17 protein-coding genes are annotated in these 18,454 nt (G+C 65.6%); 8 read left to right on the forward strand and 9 right to left on the reverse strand.

The window, feature by feature from the left end; all coding sequences use genetic code 11:
- Positions 1 to 18 precede the first annotated feature (18 nt).
- On the reverse strand, positions 19 to 1,005 hold the full coding sequence (locus ACSF8R_RS11015) for a ParB/RepB/Spo0J family partition protein (RefSeq protein WP_434811924.1): 987 nt from the start codon (positions 1,003 to 1,005) through the stop codon (positions 19 to 21).
- On the reverse strand, positions 1,005 to 1,940 hold the full coding sequence (locus tag ACSF8R_RS11020) for a ParA family protein (RefSeq protein ID WP_434811925.1): 936 nt from the start codon (positions 1,938 to 1,940) through the stop codon (positions 1,005 to 1,007). The genes ACSF8R_RS11015 and ACSF8R_RS11020 overlap by 1 nt, the downstream gene beginning before the upstream one ends.
- Positions 1,941 to 2,733: 793 nt before the next feature.
- On the opposite strand from ACSF8R_RS11020, the gene ACSF8R_RS11025 reads away from it, so the two are divergent.
- Positions 2,734 to 3,015: a GIY-YIG nuclease family protein gene (locus ACSF8R_RS11025; RefSeq protein WP_434811926.1), complete on the forward strand. Its 282-nt coding sequence runs from the start codon at positions 2,734 to 2,736 to the stop codon at positions 3,013 to 3,015.
- Between the two features lie 333 nt (positions 3,016 to 3,348).
- Here the strand turns inward: ACSF8R_RS11025 and rsmG are convergent, their stop codons facing one another.
- The 6 genes from rsmG to rpmH all read right to left on the reverse strand — a co-directional run bounded on the left by rsmG (position 3,349) and on the right by rpmH (position 6,509).
- Positions 3,349 to 3,993, reverse strand: coding sequence for a 16S rRNA (guanine(527)-N(7))-methyltransferase RsmG (gene rsmG / locus ACSF8R_RS11030; protein WP_434811927.1), 645 nt, complete (start codon positions 3,991 to 3,993; stop codon positions 3,349 to 3,351).
- A complete protein-coding gene (locus tag ACSF8R_RS11035; protein ID WP_434811928.1) occupies positions 3,986 to 4,504 on the reverse strand; it encodes a protein jag in 519 nt (172 codons plus the stop codon). The genes rsmG and ACSF8R_RS11035 overlap by 8 nt, the downstream gene beginning before the upstream one ends.
- 49 nt (positions 4,505 to 4,553) lie before the next feature.
- A complete protein-coding gene (gene yidC / locus ACSF8R_RS11040; RefSeq protein ID WP_434812011.1) occupies positions 4,554 to 5,660 on the reverse strand; it encodes a membrane protein insertase YidC in 1,107 nt (368 codons plus the stop codon).
- Positions 5,661 to 5,667: 7 nt separating this feature from the next.
- Positions 5,668 to 5,955 (reverse strand): membrane protein insertion efficiency factor YidD, encoded by a 288-nt coding sequence (yidD, locus tag ACSF8R_RS11045; RefSeq protein ID WP_434812012.1) that lies wholly within the window; start codon positions 5,953 to 5,955, stop codon positions 5,668 to 5,670.
- Positions 5,956 to 6,020: 65 nt separating this feature from the next.
- Positions 6,021 to 6,359 carry a ribonuclease P protein component gene (gene rnpA, locus ACSF8R_RS11050; RefSeq protein ID WP_434811929.1) on the reverse strand — a complete coding sequence of 113 codons (339 nt, stop codon included), beginning with the start codon at positions 6,357 to 6,359 and terminating at the stop codon, positions 6,021 to 6,023.
- Positions 6,360 to 6,371: 12 nt separating this feature from the next.
- A complete protein-coding gene (gene rpmH, locus ACSF8R_RS11055) occupies positions 6,372 to 6,509 on the reverse strand; it encodes a 50S ribosomal protein L34 (protein ID WP_022879826.1) in 138 nt (45 codons plus the stop codon).
- A 316-nt stretch (positions 6,510 to 6,825) separates the two neighbouring features.
- Between rpmH and dnaA the strand changes: the two genes are divergently transcribed.
- Positions 6,826 to 8,241, forward strand: a complete 1,416-nt coding sequence (gene dnaA / locus ACSF8R_RS11060) for a chromosomal replication initiator protein DnaA (protein WP_434811930.1) — start codon at positions 6,826 to 6,828, stop codon at positions 8,239 to 8,241.
- Between the two features lie 447 nt (positions 8,242 to 8,688).
- Positions 8,689 to 9,834 (forward strand): DNA polymerase III subunit beta, encoded by a 1,146-nt coding sequence (dnaN, locus tag ACSF8R_RS11065; protein ID WP_434811931.1) that lies wholly within the window; start codon positions 8,689 to 8,691, stop codon positions 9,832 to 9,834.
- A gap of 21 nt (positions 9,835 to 9,855) precedes the next feature.
- On the opposite strand, the gene ACSF8R_RS11070 is transcribed toward dnaN, so the two are convergent.
- A complete protein-coding gene (locus ACSF8R_RS11070; RefSeq protein WP_434811932.1) occupies positions 9,856 to 11,346 on the reverse strand; it encodes a peroxidase family protein in 1,491 nt (496 codons plus the stop codon).
- Between the two features lie 116 nt (positions 11,347 to 11,462).
- On the opposite strand from ACSF8R_RS11070, the gene recF reads away from it, so the two are divergent.
- The 5 genes from recF to ACSF8R_RS11095 all read left to right on the forward strand — a co-directional run bounded on the left by recF (position 11,463) and on the right by ACSF8R_RS11095 (position 18,449).
- Entirely contained in the window at positions 11,463 to 12,719 is a 1,257-nt protein-coding gene (recF, locus tag ACSF8R_RS11075; protein ID WP_434811933.1) for a DNA replication/repair protein RecF, read from the forward strand.
- Positions 12,716 to 13,204, forward strand: coding sequence for a DUF721 domain-containing protein (locus ACSF8R_RS11080; RefSeq protein ID WP_434811934.1), 489 nt, complete (start codon positions 12,716 to 12,718; stop codon positions 13,202 to 13,204). Before recF ends, ACSF8R_RS11080 begins: the two co-directional genes overlap by 4 nt.
- Positions 13,205 to 13,329: 125 nt before the next feature.
- Entirely contained in the window at positions 13,330 to 15,387 is a 2,058-nt protein-coding gene (gyrB, locus tag ACSF8R_RS11085) for a DNA topoisomerase (ATP-hydrolyzing) subunit B (RefSeq protein ID WP_434811935.1), read from the forward strand.
- A gap of 54 nt (positions 15,388 to 15,441) precedes the next feature.
- Positions 15,442 to 18,048 (forward strand): DNA gyrase subunit A, encoded by a 2,607-nt coding sequence (gyrA, locus tag ACSF8R_RS11090; RefSeq protein ID WP_434811936.1) that lies wholly within the window; start codon positions 15,442 to 15,444, stop codon positions 18,046 to 18,048.
- Positions 18,045 to 18,449: a DUF3566 domain-containing protein gene (locus tag ACSF8R_RS11095; RefSeq protein ID WP_434811937.1), complete on the forward strand. Its 405-nt coding sequence runs from the start codon at positions 18,045 to 18,047 to the stop codon at positions 18,447 to 18,449. Before gyrA ends, ACSF8R_RS11095 begins: the two co-directional genes overlap by 4 nt.
- Positions 18,450 to 18,454 lie beyond the last annotated feature (5 nt).

The raw sequence follows: 18,454 nt of genomic DNA on the forward strand, positions 1-18,454 counted from the left end.
CCCCTGGCCGCACGGGGCTCAGGCGGCGCCGTACTCCGTCTCACCCATCTCACCGAGGATTCGGTTGAGATCCTGGATGGTTGCGAAATCGATGCTGATCTGGCCTTTCTTTGCCGAAAGCGAGATCTTCACCGAGGTGTTGAGGCGGTCGCCGAGGCGCTGCGCGACGTCGTCGAGGTGTGCACGACGAGCGCCGGCCTGCGGCGCGATGCGGCGGGTGCCGGCGGTTCCGATCTGCTTCGCCGCTGCTTCGGCGGCGCGAACCGAGAGGTCTTCGTTGACGATCTTGTCGGCCAGGCGGCCCATGGTCTCTTCATCGTCGAGCGACAGGATCGCTCGGGCGTGACCTGCACTCAGCACGCCGGCGGCGACCCGCTGCTGCACCGGGAGGGGGAGCTTGAGCAGGCGGATCGTATTGCTGATCTGCGGGCGCGAACGTCCGATGCGTCCAGCGAGTTGCTCCTGCGTGATGCCGAAGTCCTCGAGCAGCTGCTGATACGCCGAGGCCTCTTCGAGGGGGTTCAGCTGCGAGCGGTGCAGGTTCTCGAGCAGCGCGTCACGCAGCAGGTCCTCGTCCGCCGTGTCGCGCACGATCGCCGGGATCTTCTCGAGGCCCGCCTCGCGTGAAGCCCGCGTGCGACGCTCACCCATGATCAGTTCGTAGGTGCCCTCAGTTGTGGGGCGCACGACGACCGGCTGCAGCACGCCGAACTCGCGGATGCTGTGGACCAGTTCGGCGAGGTCATCGGGGTCGAACTCGGTGCGCGGCTGACGCGGGTTCGGCACGATCGCATGCGGGTCGATCTCGATGAGACGTGTTCCCGGGACGGCGACGAGTTCGGGTTCTGCGGCGGCACTGTCTGCCGAGCGAACCTCAGCGACATCCTCGGCCGTGATCGTTGCGGTGCCGCCAGGGAAGAAGACATCGACCGGGCGCGACTCGGCCGGCTCGCTCGTGGGGATGAGGGCGCCGATGCCGCGCCCCAGTCCGGTTCGCTTCGCCATCAGGATGCTCCTTCTTTCGTGCTGTGAGCCTGTGTCCGCTTGACCATCTCGACAGCCGCCTCGCGGTAGGCGACGGCGCCTGCGGATTGTCCGTCGTAGGCGATGACGGTCTGTCCGAAGCTCGGCGCCTCCGAGACGCGCACCGAACGCGGGATGACAGTGCGCAGGACTTCCTGCGGGAAGTGATTTCGCACCTCATCAGCCACTTGTTGGGCCAAACGGGTGCGTCCGTCGAACATCGTGAGCAGGATCGTCGAGAGGTGCAGCCGCGGATTCAGGTGCTTCTGGATCATCCGAACGCTGCCGAGCAGCTGACTGAGACCCTCGAGTGCGTAGTACTCGCACTGGATCGGGATCATGACCTCGCTGGCGGCGGTGAACGCGTTGATCGTGAGCAGACCGAGGGACGGCGGGCAGTCGATCAGCACGAAATCGACGGGCTCTTCGGATGCCTGGATGTACTCCTCGAGCGCCGTCCGCAGACGGTGTTCGCGAGCGACCTGCGAGACGAGTTCGATCTCGGCGCCGGCGAGGTGGATCGTGCTGGGCGCGCAAAACAGTCGAGGCGATTCGGGGCTCGTCTGCACGATGTCGGCCAGCGGGAACTCGTCGATGAGCACGTCGTAAACGCTGGGGATCTCGGCGGTGTGGGGCACGCCGAGCGCGGTCGATGCGTTCCCTTGCGGGTCGAGGTCGATGACAAGCACGCGGGCGCCCACCGACGCGAGTGCCGAAGCGATGTTGACGGTGGTGGTCGTCTTTCCGACGCCGCCCTTCTGGTTCGACACGGTGATGATCCGCGTCTTGCCATCGAACTCCAGCTCCACGTCGTCGAGCACCTTGCGGCGCGACGTCAGATCGGCGAGTTCACGGGCGATCGGGCTGTCATCGATGGAGAAGGGCGCGGATGTGGTCGCGTTCTCCGATTCCGGCACCTGATACTCCCGTCGTTGTCGAAAGGCCTCCTCTACTGTAATTGACCGCACCGACGTCCCCGGTGTCCCACCCCCGTTTCACGTGAAACACCCGCCGGTGATTGCCGGCGGGCGCGCCCCGACGTCCCCTTCCCCGGTGGTTGTGAGTGCCGCGTCGAAGACGCGCGTATCGAAACCACACCCCCAGACCCCGTTTCACGTGAAACATCTGCTCCGACGCACAACCGCACTCTCGGTGGTTGAGTGTCGCGTCGAAGACGCGGCGTATCGGAACCACCCCCACAACTCATGTGGGGGTGATGTTTCACGTGAAACATCTCGTTCTCGAGCGCGACCGCACCGGTTTAGATACATCGGGCTGAGCCCGGTCACTCAACCGCCGTCACCTTGACCGGTGATTGAGTGCCGACGCGCGGCGTCGGTGTATCGAAAGCAACCCCGCAGATCCCGTTTCACGTCAAACATGTGCTCCGCGTCGCAGACACGGTGTATCGAAACCGCGCCCGCAATGCATGTAGGGGTGGCGTTTCACGTGAAACATCCGCGCCACAGCCCGAACGAACAGCCTCCACGCATCCGCAGTGCGCTCCGCCATCCAATCACGGGGATCACACGCTCCCGGTGGCTGAGTGCCGCGTCGAAGACGCGGTGTATCGAAACCACTCCCAGAACGCTTACGGCGCAGTGCTTCACGTGAAACATCGCCTCCTGCACACCAGCGAATCGCGTCGCCTTATCCACAGATGCCTCAACGCCCGATCAGTCACCTGGATGCGTCCTGCAAGCTCAATTGATGGCACACATGTACATCCTGGAATGCTCGGATAGCTCGTTCTATGTCGGATCAACTCTCGACCTCGAACGGCGACTTGCTCAGCACAACGCCGGCGAGGGTGCGGCCTACACCCAGCGACGTCGCCCTGTCCGACTGGTCTACGCGGAGACGTTCGATCGCGTTGATGAAGCGCATCTGCGTGAGAAGCAAGTGCAGGGGTGGAGCCGGGCGAAACGGATCGCCTTGATCACAAGTCGTGCAGGCTCGCTGCCTCTGCTCAGTCGAAAGCGTTTCACGTGAAACGGCGGCGGACTGGTGAGAGCGTGGTTTCGATACACCGACGCTGCGCGTCGGCACTCAACCACCGGGAGCGCGGCGGCTGCGCGGATCCACGGCCCGATCGAGAGCTGTGGCACCATCCCGTGCTTGCCTGGCCTTGATGCGTCGCACCTTCAGTGCGTCACTCAACCACCGGGGCGCGCAGCCGTTGTCGGGTTCTCTCGTGCAGCGCTCGATGTTTCACGTGAAACGCCGCCTCAACGGCGCCTGTGGGTGTGGTTTCGATACACCGCGTCTGCGACGCGGCACTCAACCACCGGAAACCAGCGGGGGCGCGATGTTTCACGTGAAACGTCAGCGAACGGTCGCGCGGATCACTCTCGTGGGCTCAGAGATCACACCATCGCCGACCGGCTCGACGCGAACGTCGGACAGGCGATACTTACGAATCTGCTTCTCGGCGGCACCGATCTCATTTGCCGCATTGGCGCCCTTCAACAGGATCAGCTCGCCACCATCACGCACCAACGGTGCGGTCAGCGGAATGAGCGTGCGGAACGCGCTGACCGCACGAGCGGTGACGGCGTCGAGCACCGGTCCGCCGTCCCAGTCCTCGGCACGAGCACGAACGACCTCGACGTTGTCGAGTCCGAGCGCGGAGACCTGCTCGTGCAGCCAAGTGACGCGCCGGTCCATCGGTTCGATCAGTACCCACTGCACGTCTGGCCGCGCGATCGCGAGCACCAGGCCCGGAAGACCCGCACCCGATCCGACGTCACCGACTCGACCCGAGAACAACGGAGCGGCCACCGCACTGTTGAGGATATGACGGGTCCAGAGCCGGGGGAGTTCCAGTGGGCCGATCAGCCCGCGTTCCTCACCGTGCGCACCAAGCGCAGCCGTGAAGGCGCGTGCGAGTTCGACCCGATCACCGAAGATCTGCGCCGCGACTTCAGGTTCCGGTTCGATGACCGGTGTTTCACGTGAAACGTCAGCCACGACGGATGACCGTGTGACGGTCCGCGCCCTCGCCGTACGACTCGGAGATCAACCCGCGCTCGGCGACGATGTCGTGCACGAGCTTGCGCTCGTAGCTGGACATCGAGGGGAGCGATGCCTGCGAAGCACCGTCATCCAAACGGGCGGCAGCGCGGTCGACGAGCTTTTCGAGCTGCACGCGGCGGGCGTCGCGCGAGCCGGCGACATCCAGGATGAGGCGTGAGAAACGGCCGGTCTGCGTCTGCACCGCAATGCGGGTCAGCTCCTGCAGCGCCTGTACCGTCTCGGGTTCCGAAAGCAGCGCCAGCGAGCCCTCCTCATCGGCTTCGACCGACACGTACGCGCGGCCGTTGCGCACATCAAGGTCCAGGTCACCGCCGATATCTGCGATGTCGAGGAGCCCTTCGAGGTAGTCGGCAGCGATGTCGCCTTCTTGCTCGAGTTGCTCCACGGTGGCGTCAGCGCTCGAGGTGGGGCGCTCGGCGGCGACGGGATCGGGGGACTGCGTCATGATCGTCTCTGCACTCTCGGTGGAGGGGGTAGGGGATGCCGGGCGACGGTCAGTTGCCGTCGGTCCGTTCCGGGTTCTGCTTCTGCTGCTGTTGCTTCTTCGCGCGCTGCTTGCTCATCGGCTGCTGACGCTTGGGGGCTTCGGCCTTCGCCTTCTGCGCCTCTTCATACAGACGCTGCTGCTCGGCCTGGTACTTCTCCATCGGCACGACCTTGCCCTCGGCGTTCAGGGCCTTGCCCTTGCGTGCGAGACGCTCCTCACGCTCCTTCGCGGCCTCCGACCCGGGCGTGGGCAGATTGCGGATGACGATGAACTGCTGCGCCATGGTCCAGATGTTCGAGGTGAACCAGTAGATGACGACGCCGAGCGGGAAGAACACACCCGAGAAGATGAAGGCGAGCGGCAGCACATAGAGCATGACACGCTGCATCTGGTACGCCTGGCCGGTCTTGGCCTCGGGCGAGAGATTCTTCGAGATGATCTGCAGCTGGGTGATGAACTGCGAGACGATCATCAGCACGACGAGGATCACGAGGATGATGACGCTGACGGTCTGGCCGTTGTTGATGGCCTCGATCATGGTGACGTGCAGCGGTGCGACGTCGAAGAGCTGAGCGTCGTAGAACTGCTTGGTCAGCTCGGTGTTCAGCAGGCCGACGCCACCGACGCCCCATTCGGCGTGCTTCTTCACATCGCTGAGCGTGTAGAACATGCCGAGGAGGATCGGCATCTGCACGAGCAGGGGGAGACAGCTCGAAACCGGCGTCGTGCCGTGCTTCTTGTACAGCGCCATGGTTTCGCGGCTCATCGCCTCACGGGAGAGCTGATCGCGCTTCCCGCGGTACTTCTCCTGAACTTTTCGCAGTTCAGGGGCGATTTCCATCATCTTTCGCTGGCTCTTGATCTGTCGCACGAACAGCGGGATGAGCGCAGCGCGCACCACGATGACGAGACCGACGATCGAGAGCACCCAGGTCAGGCCCGACGCCTCGGGGAGCCCCACCGACGTGAGCAGCCAGTGCCAGAACGCGAGCAGCGCCTCGACGATCCACTTGAACGGCCACATGATGATGCTGAAGAAGTCCGTCCCGTCACCGGGGGCGGGCGTTGTGGGCGTCGGCACGACCGGGGTCGGGGTGGCGGCGAAGAGATCCAGCACGGGATCAGTCCTTTCTGGGGGGCACGACGAATCCGTGCGGAGTCAACTGATGACGAAAGTCGCGGTGTGCGGGGACGTCATCGATCCCGCCTGCGGCCCACGGGTGGCAGCGCGCGAGTCGGGCGGCGGTCAGCGCTGCGCCCTTGACGGCGCCGTGCTGCTGCACGGCCCCGACCGCATAGGCGGAACACGAGGGGTAGTACTTGCACACGTCGCCGTAGACGTGCGAGATGGTGGCGCGATATGCGTGGAGCACAGTGAGCACGGCATTGCGCGGCGCGAGGGGCAGCATCTGCCAGGGTCGCGCCCCGATCCAGCGGCCGTCACCGAGGGCATACGAAGGAAGGGTCGTCGCACTCACGCTGCAGCCCTCCGCTCGAGACACCGGACGACCTCGTCGCGCAATTGCGCGTAGTCGGCATCGGCGGCGCGGGGCAACGCGCGGATGACGACGTCAGCGCCCTCGCGGATCGCGGGCAGCGCCTCCGCGCAAACGGCCTTCAGCCGGCGGCGGACCGTATTACGCACGACAGCCCCGCCCACCTGCTTGCTGACAATGAAGCCGAAGCGGGCGGGACGGGGCTCGTCCGTACTGATGACGTAGGTCACGGTGTGCGTCGCGGCGCACTTGGCACCCCCGCGGACGGCGGCCTTGTACTCCGCCCCGCGGGTGATGCGGTTCCCGCGCGCCAGCACCGTGACGTGACGTCAGGCCGAGAGCTCGGTGCGCCCCTTGGCGCGGCGAGCCGAAAGGATCGCGCGGCCGGCACGCGTGCGCATGCGGGCGCGGAAGCCGTGCTTCTTGGCGCGACGGCGGTTGTTGGGCTGGAACGTACGCTTGCTCATGAGGATCACTCCGGATCGGCGGTCACCCGAGCGCTCTAGACCGGGGACACAGACATAGACAGGGACTGCCCATTCGGGCATAAGTCAACCGACTAAGGGTACGTCGAGTGGCGGTGACACGCAAACCGAACCCAGGGAACCGCCCATTATGCCCATGGTGCGCAGGGCCCATGGCGACGACACGCGGAGCGCACCTACAGTGGATTTTGCGCCGCGAACGTGGATGACTAGCGTGTCACGGATACTTATCCACAGGCTTGTCCGCGCAGATCAGCGGCGATCCGCGCATCCATCCACAATGTCACCCGGAGGGGCTATGTCTCAGCACGACGTTCCGGACGTTCCGGTCTGGACCGCAGTGCTCGACCGACTCCACGCAGACGACCGCGTCACCCCGCAGCTGCGCGGATTCTTGAATCTGGCCGTGGCGCAAGGCGTCATGAGCGGCACGCTCTACCTCGATGTGCCGAACGAGCTGACCGCGGCGCAGTTCAACACCCGGCTGCGCGCGCCGATCATGGAGGCGCTCTCTGTGGCGGATGCCGATCCTTCGGCGTCTGCGTTCCGTGTCGTCGTCAACCCCGAGCTCGCCGATGCGCATCTGACAGCTCCCGTTCCGGTGCAGACCCTGCCCGCGCCGGCGGCGCTGCGCCCAGTCGTCGAGGAGTACGCAGAACCGGCACCGACGGCATCCCGCAGCGACACCCGACTGAACCCGAAGTACACCTTCGACAACTTCGTCATCGGCCAGTCCAACCGTTTCGCGCATGCGGCCGCGGTCGCTGTGGCCGAAGCCCCGGCCAAGGCCTACAACCCGCTGTTCATCTACGGCGACTCGGGCCTCGGTAAGACCCACCTGCTGCACGCGATCGGCGACTACGCGATCAATCTGTACGCCGGCATCAAAGTGCGGTACGTCTCGAGCGAAGAGTTCACGAACGACTTCATCAACTCGATCGCCAACAACCGGGGCTCCGCGTTCCAGGCGCGGTACCGGGATGTCGACATCCTGCTCATCGACGACATCCAGTTCTTGCAGGGTCGCGCGGAGACGCAGGAGGCGTTCTTCCACACCTTCAACCAGTTGCATGACCACGACAAGCAGGTCGTGATCACGAGCGATGTTCCGCCGCGCCACCTCACCGGGTTCGAAGACCGCATGCGCAGTCGGTTCGAGTGGGGCCTCATCACCGATGTGCAGGCGCCCGACCTCGAGACGCGTATCGCGATCCTGCGCAAGAAGGCGCAGTCCGAGCGGCTGCAGGTGCCCGACGAAGTGCTCGAGTACATCGCGACGAAGGTGTCGTCGAACATCCGCGAGCTCGAGGGTGCGCTCATCCGTGTGTCGGCGTTCGCGAGTCTGAACCGGTCGACGCTGGACATCTCGATGGCGCAGACGGTGCTGCGCGACATCGTCGACACCGACGACACGAATGTCATCTCGCCGACCGACATCATCAGTGCGACGGCGCAGTACTTCCGTCTGTCGGTCGATGACCTGTACGGCTCGAGCCGGTCGCAGGCCGTCGCCACCGCGCGCCAGATCGCGATGTACCTGTGCCGCGAACGCACGAACCTGTCGCTGCCGAAGATCGGGCAGCTGTTCGGCAACCGCGACCACACGACCGTCATGTACGCGTATAAGAAGATCAGTGAGCTCATGAAGGAGCGTCGCTCGATCTACAACCAGGTCTCTGAGATCACGACGCAGCTCGGCCGCGCATCCCGCTGAGTGCGTTCCGGCCGATCTCGGCCGATATATCCCACCTCTGTGCTTGACAGTGTCAGCACCGAGGTCTCATCATGCGCGTTCTTCACAGTGTGGACAGCCTGTGGATAACTCGTCGTCGAGACGGGTCTCCTGTGAACGAACGGCGACATCCTGTGGATGAACCGGTGACTGCGCCGCGGCCCGGGATGACAGTGGACACAAGCCATCCGCAGCTCGCTCACAACTTACACACGTGTGGTTTCCGCTCGTCGACTGGGATCGCTGGAGTTATCCACACTTTCCACAGGTGTTAACACCATGACAGAGATCCATCTAGAGAAAAGCCGATTCGATCACCCTGTGGGGGACGGCCCGTGGAGAGCCTGCTCTTCCGGTGCACGGTGTGCAGGGCACTAGCATGGGAAGGCCCTACCCACGACCGGCTGGGTAATCGACAAGGGAGCAGCAGTGAAGTTCCACGTGAATCGCGACGTGTTCAGCGAAGCAGTCTCGTTCGTCGTGAAGCTCCTGCCGCAGCGCAATCCGCAGCCCATCCTCGCGGGCGTGCTCATCGAGGCATCCGACGAGGGGCTGTCGCTGTCGGCGTTCGACTACGAAGCATCAGCTCGCACGACGATCGAGGCGACCGTCGATGAGCCCGGCACGATCCTCGTCCACGGCCGACTGCTGTCTGAGATCGCGAGCCGACTGCCGAATGCGCCCATTCAGATCGAGCAGGAGGCCGACGGCGGCATTCTGCTGACGTGTGGTTCGGCCCGCTTCACCCTCGCGTCGATGCCGGTGCAGGAGTACCCGGCGATTCCCGAGGTCTCGGGCGACTCGGGACTCGTCCCCGCAGAGGATTTCGCGACCGCCATCGCGCAGGTCGCGTTCGCGGCGTCGCGTGACGATGTCACGCCCGTGCTCACGGGCGTGCAACTCGAGGTCGCCGGCACCGAGCTGAGCCTCGTCGCCACCGACCGGTACCGTGTCGCGTTTCGCGACGTGCCGTGGGATGGCGGCGGTGTCGCCACCGACGGCGAATCAACGACCGCACTGGTCCCTGCACGCACTCTCACCGAAGTCGGCAAGACGTTCGCCCACTCGGGTGACATCCAAGTCTCGTTCTCGGGGTCGGGTGACCGCGAGATCATCGCGTTCACCGCCGGCAACAAGACCGTCACGTCGCTGCTGATCAAGGGCAACTTCCCGCCGGTTCGTCGGCTGTTCCCCGCCGCGACCGACCACTACGCCGTCGTCAACACGGCAGACCTCACCGAGGCCGTGCGTCGTGTCGCCCTCGTGCTCGACCGCTCGGCGCCGCTGCGTTTCACGTTCAGCGAAGACGGGGTGTCGATGGATGCTTCGGGCACCGAGCAGGCTCGCGCCACCGAGTCGGTCGATGCGACCCTCACCGGCGAAGAGGTCACGCTCGGCCTGAACCCGCAGTACCTGCTCGAAGCGCTCAGCGCGGTGAAGAGCGAGTTCACCCGTGTCACGTTCACTTCGAGCGAGAACGCGAACAAGCTCAGCCCGATCCTCATCACGCCGCAGACCTCGGGTGGCCCCGAGAGCTTCAAGTACCTGCTGCAGCCGAACCTGCTGCTGCGCTGATCCGGCGCGCTCGCGCGTCGTTCAGCCCAGGCTGCCGACCACGCCGGCGGCCGTGAGCAGATCGGTCATCGCGAACGTGTCATCCGTGCCGTAGGTCGGCGTCCAGTCCGGATCCTGCGACAGGTACGACGAGGCATCCCCGTCGATGAGACCGTGGATGACCTCGCCGACGATGCGACCGCCCACGGGGCCGAGGTGCTTGCCATCAGCGAGGACGTCCGCCTCGCGCAGCACGTAGAACCACAGCGGTGTGCGCCGATCCAGTTCGAGATCGGCCAGTTCCGACAGGTCGGCCGCGGCGAGCTCGGGCAACTGCATCGCGCGGGCGACCCGTTGCCCCGACGGCACCTTGAGCGTCAGATTCCGCAACAGGTTGCGGGTCGCGAGCGACGCTCCAGCGCCGTCACCGAACCCGGGCAGGCGAAACAGACTCGTCGACAACGTCGCGTCGATGCGTTTGTTGTGCCGCATTCGGCCGTCGCCGAAGTCGAAGAAGGTCTGCCAGTCGATGTAGCGCCGCGCCGCCCGGCATCCGCCGCGCAGATCGTCGGGGTCGGTCGGGTCCATGGCTCGGTGATCGAAGATGAAGCCGATGAACTGGTGTGCCAAGTCGTCGGCATCGGTGCCGAAATTGGCCCGATACGACGGACGCACCTGCGAGTGGCCGAACCGGTAGGCGGCCACGGCGAATTCGACCGGGATGTAGGGATTGTTGCGCCAGTTGTAGTGCTTGCGCCCCTCGGTCATGAGCTCTTCGGTGAGGTCCGCGCCGATCGTGGCGGGGAGGAACTCGTGCAGCACGATCCACTGATAATGCCAGCGGACGACGCGCTGTGCCTCAGCGAACAGTTCGTCCGCGGTCAGTGACGGCATATCGGTACGAAGGTCGATGACCACCCGGTTGTGGAAGCGCAGGAACGCGAGGTGCAGCTGGCTCACGATGAGGTTCTCGTCGTTTCGAGGGTCGCCCAGCAGGGCGGTCGCCTGCGCGTTGCGTGGCAGATCGAAACGGTCGGCGCCGTCGATGCTGACGGAGCCGGAGCCGGTGATCTGCTCAACGAGCAGCGTTGTCGAACCGTGGTCGATCGTGCGGTCGTACAGATGTGGGCTCACACCGGGCCCGCCGCCGTACACGCTGTCGAGGTCGAGCGCCGGAATGCGGAAGTTGCGGATCGACTCCGGATCCTGCCGCCTGGCGAGGCTCGAGGTGGGATCGAACGTCATGTCGTGATCGAGGAACTGACCGAGAAAGGTCATGCCCGCCGGTTGTGTCGGGTTGTCGGGATTGCGTACCGCGCGCCCCGGATTGGTGATGAGCAGTGTCGCATCACCGAGGTTGTCGCGGGCATCCATGGGACCGCCGCGTTTGCCGAGTTCGGTGAGCGCCTCGCGCACCGACGGCGTGTCTGCGGCGAAGGCCGGCAGCGTCGGGAACAGGCGGCCGAATCGGCCCTGGTCGTAGAAGGTCGATTGCGGGGTGAGCAGGCCGAGGTCTGCTGTGCCGTGCGCCATGATGAGCTCCCGTCGGATGGTGTCGTTCTCCCTCCTGAAGAGCGCCGTCGATGCTCACTGATACGAGTGCGGGCTGCAGACCCCCGCATGTCGGTTCGAGTGCCTAGGCTGGTTCGGTGATCGTGGAGCAGCTCAGCCTCGTCGACTTCCGCAACTATGCGGCCGCCGATGTGTCGCTGGTTGCGGGCGCGAACGTCTTCGTCGGCCGCAACGGCCAGGGCAAGACGAACCTGGCCGAAGCGATCGGCTATTTCGCGACGCTCGGCTCGCACAGGGTGTCGCAGGACGCGCCGATGGTGCGCGATGGCGCGGATGCCGCGATCGTGCGCGCCCGGCTCGCCCACGGTGAACGCCGTGTGATGCTCGAAGCGCAGTTGAACCGGTCGGGATCCAACAAGGCGCGCGTCAACGGGTCTCCCGTGAAGACGACCGAACTGCCCCGGTATGCGGCGGTCGTCCTCTTCGCGCCGGAAGATCTGCAGATCGTCCGCGGTGATCCGTCGTCGCGGCGCAGGTTCGCCGACCAGCTGCTGATCCAGCGTGCACCACGCATGGCCGGCGTACTCGCCGACTACGACCGCGTGCTCAAGCAGCGCACCGCACTGTTGAAGTCCGCTCGAGCCCGCGGTGTGCGCGGTGAGGGGTTGTCGACCCTCGAGGTGTGGGACGACAAGCTCGTGCAGCTCGGCACCGAAGTCATCCGTGCCCGGCTTGCGCTCGCGGGTGACCTCGGCCGTCCCGTCGCCGAGGCGTACACCGCGATCGCGGGGGCGGATCACCAGCCGGAGTTGGAGTGGATGCTGTCGATCGGCGGCGCCGATCCTGAGGATGGTGGTTTCGATACACCGTCGCGTCGCGCCGGCACGCAACCACCGGAAGTCACACCGTCGCTTCGCGCCGGCACGCAACCACCGGAGTCCGCGACCGGTGTCGGTGACGTTCCGGATCGGGAGACGGTGGAGTCGCAGTTCCGTGCGGCGTTGGCCGACAAACGCGCATCCGAGCTCGATCGGGGGCTCACGCTCGTAGGGCCCCATCGCGACGACCTGCTGCTGCGGGTGCGCGGGCTGCCGGTGAAGGGTTACGCGTCGCACGGCGAATCGTGGTCGGTCGCGCTGTCGTTGCGCCTGGCATCTGCGCGACTCCTGCGCGAGCAGTCGATGCTCGGCGACCCGGTGCTCATCCTCGATGACGTGTTCGCCGAACTCGACGCCGACCGGCGCACCCGGTTGGCCGGCGTCGTCGCCGACTTCGAGCAGGTCATCGTCACCGCCGCTGTCGAGGCCGATGTGCCCGAGGGGCTGCGTGCGCGCACGGTACGGGTCGAGGCGGGCACGATCACGCAGCCGGATGCCGTGGAGGCGGAGGCATGAGCGATCCGACGCCCGACCCCGAGACGATCGCGACGTACCTGCGGTTGCGCGGTCTCGAGCCGTCGGCGCGTGCTCGCCGCAAACGTCGTCGACGTGGGGACGACGACGAGCACCAGCCGTTCACGAAGGGGCGCGACCCGCACGGCGTCGGCGACGTGCTCGCCGACCTCACGAAGCAGGCCGGTTGGGACCCGCAATTGGCTCGCGAAGACCTCGTGCTGCAGTGGGAGGACGTGGCCGGCGAAGAGACCGCGCGGCACGCGACACCCGTCGCGTTGAGTGACGGAACGCTGACGGTGCAGTGCGACTCGACGGCCTGGGCGAAGAACCTCCATCTCATGCGCGCACCCATCATCACCGAGCTCATGAAGCGGTTCCCGGACGCGGGTGTCCAGAACGTGCGTTTCATCGGACCGGACGTCCCCTCATGGAAATGGGGTCCCAGAGCCGTTCCAGGCCGGGGTCCGCGCGATACCTACGGGTAACCCACATCCCGAGGCCTCGGAAACACTTTCATCGCGCCACAGGGCCTTTCAGCGGCGCAGACCGGTCCTCAGCCACTAGACTGAGTGAAGTCCGTACAACAGAATCTGGAGCGGTCGAAGAGCTTATGACGCCTGAAACCCCTGACAGCGTTCCCGCTTCCGACAGCGACACCCCGAAGGCCGAGCCGCAGGACCGAAAGGTCCCCGCAGAATACGGTGCCGACGCCATCCAGGTGCTCGAGGGACTCGAGGCCGTTCGGAAGCGCCCCGGCATGTATATCGGCTCGACCGGTGAGCGTGGCCTGCACCACCTGGTCTACGAGATCGTCGACAACGCCGTCGATGAAGCGCTCGCCGGCTACAACGACGCGATCGAGGTCACGATTCTCGAAGACGGCGGCCTGCAGGTCGTCGACTACGGCCGCGGCATCCCGGTCGACCCGCATGCGTCCGACCCGACCAAGTCGACCGTCGAGGTCGTGCTCACGGTGCTGCACGCCGGTGGAAAGTTCGGCGGTGGCGGCTACGCCGTCTCGGGCGGTCTGCACGGTGTCGGATCGTCGGTCGTGAACGCGCTGTCGACGCGATTCGAGGTCGAGATCAAGCGACAGGGTCACGTGTGGCGGCAGTCGTTCAGTGACGGCGGCAAGCCGGAGGGTCCGCTGGCGAAGGGCGAGCCCAGTGACGAGACGGGCACGACGGTCACGTTCTGGCCGGATGCCGAGATCTTCGAGTCGATCGACTTCGACTACGACACCCTGCGCACCCGCTTCCAGCAACAGGCATTCTTGAACAAGGGGCTGCGGATCGCGCTGCGCGACCTGCGCCCGTCGTCGGTGTACGTCGTCGACCTCGAAGACGGCACGAGCGAGGATCGCGCGCCGCACGACGAGTTCCTGTACGAGCGCGGCCTCGTCGACTACGTCGAGTACCTCAACAAGGTACGCAAGGCCGAGGTCGTCAACGACGAGATCATCGAGGTCGAATCCGAAGACACCGTGCGCCACATCTCGCTCGAGATGGCGATGCAGTGGACGACGAGCTACACCGAGAACGTCTTCACCTTCGCGAACACGATCAACACGCACGAGGGCGGCACCCACGAAGAGGGCTTCCGCGCGGCGATGACGACGTACATCAACAAGTACGCGCGTGAGAAGGGCCTGCTCAAGGAGAAGGACGACAACCTCACCGGTGATGACATCCGCGAGGGTCTCACGGCCGTCATCTCGGTCAAGCTCAGCGAGCCGCAGTTCGAGGGTCAGACCAAGACGAAGCTCGGCAACACCGAGGCGAAGGCGTTCGTGCAGAAGGTCGTCGGCGACCAGCTCACCGACTGGCTCGACCGCAACCCGGCCCAGGCCAAGCGCGTCATCATGAAGGCGATCGACGCCGCGACCGCGCGCCTCGCCGCCCGCAAGGCGCGCGAGACCGCCCGGCGCAAGAGCGTGTTCGAGTCGGCATCCATGCCCGACAAGTTGAAGGACTGCACGAGCAAGGACCCGTCGATCAGCGAGATCTTCCTCGTCGAGGGCGACTCGGCCGGCGGCTCGGCCGTGAGCGGCCGCGACCCGGAGCGTCAGGCGATCCTGTCGCTGCGCGGCAAGATCCTCAACGTCGAGAAGGCGCGGCTCGACCGTGCGCTCGGCAACAACGAGATCCAAGCGATGATCTCGGCGTTCGGCACCGGCATCGGCGAGGACTTCGCCGTCGAGAAGGCGCGCTATCACAAGATCGTGCTGATGGCAGATGCCGATGTCGACGGTCAGCACATCACGACGCTGCTGCTGACGCTGCTGTTCCGCTACATGCGGGGGCTCATCGAGGCCGGCTATGTCTACCTCGCGCAGCCGCCGCTGTACCGGCTGAAGTGGTCGAACTCGCCGCACGAGTACGTCTACAGCGACCGCGAGCGCGACGCATTGCTCGCCGACGGCATCGCCGCAGGCAAGCGGATCCCGAAGGACAACGGCGTGCAGCGCTACAAGGGTCTCGGCGAGATGAACGCCAAGGAACTGTGGGAGACCACGATGGATCCGACGACCCGCACCCTGAAGCAGGTCACCGTCGACGACGCCGCCGCGGCCGATGAGATCTTCTCGGTGCTGATGGGCGACGACGTCGAGGCGCGGCGCGGATTCATCCAGCGCAACGCCAAGGACGTGCGGTTCCTGGATATCTGACCCTGATCTCGATACGCCGCGCCGAGCGCGGCACTCGATCACCGAAAGCACACAATGACTGACGAAGAACGCCCCGACCCGACTGCCGGGTACGCGCACGGCAACATCGACCAGGTCGACCTTCAGGTCGAGATGCAGCGCAGCTATCTCGACTACGCGATGAGCGTCATCGTCGGGCGCGCGCTGCCCGACGTGCGTGACGGCCTCAAGCCCGTGCACCGCCGTGTCATCTTCGGCATGTACGACGGCGGCTACCGTCCCGACAAGAGTTACTCGAAGTGCGCCCGCGTCGTCGGCGAGGTGATGGGTCAGTATCACCCGCACGGTGACAGCGCGATCTACGACGCACTCGTCCGCCTCGTGCAGCCGTGGTCGCTGCGCTACCCGCTGGCCGACGGCCAGGGCAACTTCGGTTCGCCCGGCAACATGGGTGCCGCAGCCCCGCGGTACACCGAGACGAAGATGGCCCAGCTCGCCCTCGAGATGGTCCGCGACATCGACGAGGAGACCGTCGACTTCGAGGACAACTACGACGGCCGCACGCAGGAGCCCACGGTCCTGCCGGCCCGCTTCCCGAATCTGCTCGTCAACGGTTCGGTGGGCATTGCGGTCGGTATGGCGACCAACATTCCGCCGCACAACCTGCGCGAGGTCGCCGCCGGCGCCCTGTGGTCGCTGGAGCATCCGACGGCCACCCGCGACGAGCTGCTCGAAGCGCTCATGGAGCGCATCCCCGGGCCCGACTTCCCCACCGGCGCCCAGATCCTCGGCACGAAGGGCATCCGCGAGGCGTACCGCACCGGGCGCGGCTCGATCACGATGCGCGCCGTCGTCAACGTCGAGGAGATCCAGGGTCGCAACTGCCTCGTCGTCACCGAGCTGCCGTACCAGGTCAACCCCGACAACGTCGCGGCGAAGATCCGCGACCTGGCACGCGACGGCAAGTTGACCGGCATCGCCGACATCCGCGACGAGACGAGTGACCGCACCGGCATGCGCCTGGTCATCGTGCTCAAGCGCGACGCGGTCGCGAAGGTCGTGCTGAACAACCTGTACAAGCACACGCAGCTGCAGGAGAACTTCGGCGCGAACATGCTTGCGATCGTCGACGGCGTGCCGCGCACGCTGCCGCTGGACGGGTTCATCTCGTACTGGGTCGCGCACCAGATCGAGGTCATCGTCCGCCGCACGCAGTACCGTCTGCGCAAGGCCGAAGAGCGCATGCACATTCTGCGCGGCTACTTGAAGGCGCTCGACGCGCTCGACGAGGTCATCGCGCTCATCCGCCGCTCGCCCACCGTCGACGAGGCGCGAGAGGGTCTGAAGCAGCTGCTCGAGATCGACGACATCCAGGCCGACGCGATCCTCGCGATGCAGCTGCGTCGCCTGGCCGCGATGGAACGCCAGAAGATCATCGACGAGGCCACCGAGCTCGAGGCGCAGATCGCCGACCTCAACGCGATCCTCGCCGACGAGGGACGCCAGCGCGAGATCATCCGCGAGGAGCTCACCGGCATCGTCGACAAGTTCGGCGACGAGCGCCGCACCCACATCCTGCACGGGTTCGACGGCGACATGTCGATGGAAGACCTCATCCCCGAAGAAGAGGTCGTCGTCACCGTCACCCGCGGGGGCTACATCAAGCGCACGCGTAGCGACAACTACCGGTCGCAGCACCGCGGCGGCAAGGGTGTGAAGGGCGCGCAGCTGCGGGCCGACGACATCGTCGAGCACTTCTTCGTGACGACGACGCACCACTGGCTGCTGTTCTTCACGACGAAGGGCCGCGTCTACCGCGCCAAGGGGTACGAGCTGCCCGAAGGCGGGCGGGATGCCAAGGGCCAGCACGTCGCGAACCTCCTCGCGCTGCAGCCCGGCGAAGACATCGCGCAGATCCTCGACATCCGCGACTACGCGGTCGCGACCTACCTCGTGCTCGCGACGCGCGACGGCAAGATCAAGAAGACGGCGCTCACCGACTACGACACCAACCGTCAGGGCGGCATCATCGCGATCCGCCTGCGCGGGCAGGACGATGAAGAAGGCGGCGACGAGCTGGTCTCGGCACTGCTGGTCGACGAGACCGACGACATCCTGCTCATCTCGCGCCACGGCATGTCGCTGCGCTTCACCGCCGACGACGCGTCACTGCGCCCGATGGGTCGTGCGACCGAGGGCGTGAAGGGCATGTCGTTCCGCGGCGAGGACGCGCTGCTGTCGGCATCCGTCGTCACCGATGAGGGCTACGTGTTCGTCGTCACCGAGGGCGGGTACGCCAAGCGCACCGCCGTCGACCAGTACCGCATCCAGGGCCGCGGCGGGCTCGGCATCAAGGTCGCCAAGCTCAACGATGACCGCGGCGTGCTCGCCGGTGGCCTGATCGTGGGTGAGAACGACGAGGTGCTCGTGGTGCTCGCCGGCGGCAAGGTCGTCCGCTCGGCCGTCACCGAAGTGCCGGCCAAGGGCCGTGACACGATGGGTGTCGTGTTCGCCCGACCCGACGCCGACGACCGCATCCTCGCCATCGCGCGCAACAGCGAACGCAACCTCGCCGAGCAGCTCGACGCGGAGAATGCCGGGCAGTCCACTGACAACGCTCAGGTGGCACCGGATAATGTATCCACGCCCGCCACCCCCGAAGAGAGTGAAACCGAGTCATGAGCACGGTAGCCGACAAGCTCGCCAAGAAGTCGTCGAGCAAGACCAGCGCGAAGCAGGTTCGCCTGCGCCTGGTGTACGTGGACTTCTGGTCTGCCGTGAAGCTCTCGTTCCTGACCGCGGTGGCGCTCGCGATCGTGACGGTCGTGTCGGTGTTCCTCATCTTCACGGTGCTGCAGACGACGAACCTGCTCGGCAAGCTCGATGAGATCGTGATGGCGTTCAGCAGCGGAACGTTCTCGCTGAACGAGTTCTTGAACCTGCCGCAGGTCATGGCGTTCGCCGCGATCGTCGCGATCTTGAACCTCATCGTGATCACGGTGCTCGGCGCCGTCATCGCCGGAATCTACAACATGATGGTCAAGGTGACCGGCGGGCTGCTGGTCGGCTTCACCTCGAACTGAGGCAT

It is taken from the genome of Microbacterium sp. bgisy189, from assembly GCF_965345345.1.
Taxonomy (GTDB): Bacteria; Actinomycetota; Actinomycetes; order Actinomycetales; family Microbacteriaceae; genus Microbacterium.